2 protein-coding genes are annotated in these 1,140 nt (G+C 54.8%); both read left to right on the forward strand.

The features are described from left to right. A partial coding sequence (locus U1739_RS21005) for a hypothetical protein (RefSeq protein WP_332710563.1) occupies positions 1-259 on the forward strand: 259 nt, incomplete at its 5' end. Between the two features lie 42 nt (positions 260-301). Next, positions 302-733: a DUF5681 domain-containing protein gene (locus tag U1739_RS21010; RefSeq protein ID WP_332710564.1), complete on the forward strand. Its 432-nt coding sequence runs from the start codon at positions 302-304 to the stop codon at positions 731-733. The last annotated feature ends 407 nt before the right edge of the window (positions 734-1,140 follow it).

The raw sequence follows: 1,140 nt of genomic DNA on the forward strand, positions 1-1,140 counted from the left end.
CCTGAAGCCATTGGCGGTTGTTGACCTGCCACACGATCTTTCCAATGAGCAAGCGATGGCATGTGCAGGCGAATGGCTTGCAGTCAAGATCACCGAAGCGCTTGGCACAAATTATACCGATGTGTGGCGCACTCTAAAACATTTACCTGATGGCTATCTTCCTTTGCTGGAAAGTCCGGAAGGGTGGGCTGCGTTGGGCGCGATTGTAGCGACGGATCTCGGCTTCGCCACAGTTCCGGTAATTCCGCTTACGCATTGAGGAGGATGTTATGGATGATACTCCAGTCAGGCTGACGAAGTGATGCCTGCAAATGCAGACAAAATGCAGGGGACAAAGTTTGCTCCAGGTCAGTCGGGGAACCCTGCTGGCAAGACCAAAGGCACGCGGAACAGGACGACGCTCGCCATAGAGGCACTGTTGGAAGGCGAAGCGGATGCTTTAACGCGCAAGGCTATCGAAATGGCTAAGGAGGGTGATGGTCCCGCCCTGCGCATGTGTCTGGATCGTCTAGCACCGCCTAGGAAGGACTCGCCCGTCTGCTTTAACCTTCCGCCTATCAAAAGCGTTGCTGACACTGTGGAGGCATCCTCGGCGCTTCTGTCGGCGGTTGCCGGTGGTGAAGTCACGCCAGATGAAGCGGCGCGCATAATGTCGCTGCTGACTTCGCACAAGGTTTTGGTTGAGACAGGCGAATTTGAAAGACGGCTGGAAGCATTGCAGGCAGCACGATGAGATTACATTCTAGGCTTGATGCACTTGAACGCATGAGCAGCACGGAGCTAGCGCATTGCGTATTGTGGCACCACAGCGTGCCGTTCGGTGACGCGATGGCAATGTCCGATAGTTCAGCCGATTGCAAAGACCGATTGCTTATCGAACTAGTGCCCGGTCGCGTGGAACGAGATTTGATCGCGCTGAAGCATGATCAACACGATGAGCACTCGAAGGCTTACGCGTGGGCTGACGAGGCGGATAATTGATATGCGGTCAATCGGTAAACGCCTGCTGGCGCTCGAAGGCGGTCCGCGTGGGCCGTTTGATGATCTATCCGACGGCGAGTTGGCTGAGCGGCTAAATGAGATATATGCCCAGCTTCGTCCTTTCGGTTACGATTATGCGGATATCGATCCTAGCAATCC

This window comes from Parasphingomonas puruogangriensis, from assembly GCF_036663635.1.
GTDB lineage: Bacteria > Pseudomonadota > Alphaproteobacteria > Sphingomonadales > Sphingomonadaceae > Sphingomonas.

What these genes read in the sequence shown, in the direction of transcription:
- U1739_RS21010 (WP_332710564.1), top strand. Translation starts at nt 302, where the DNA reads ATGCCTGCAAATGCAGACAAAATGCAGGGGACAAAGTTTGCTCCAGGT.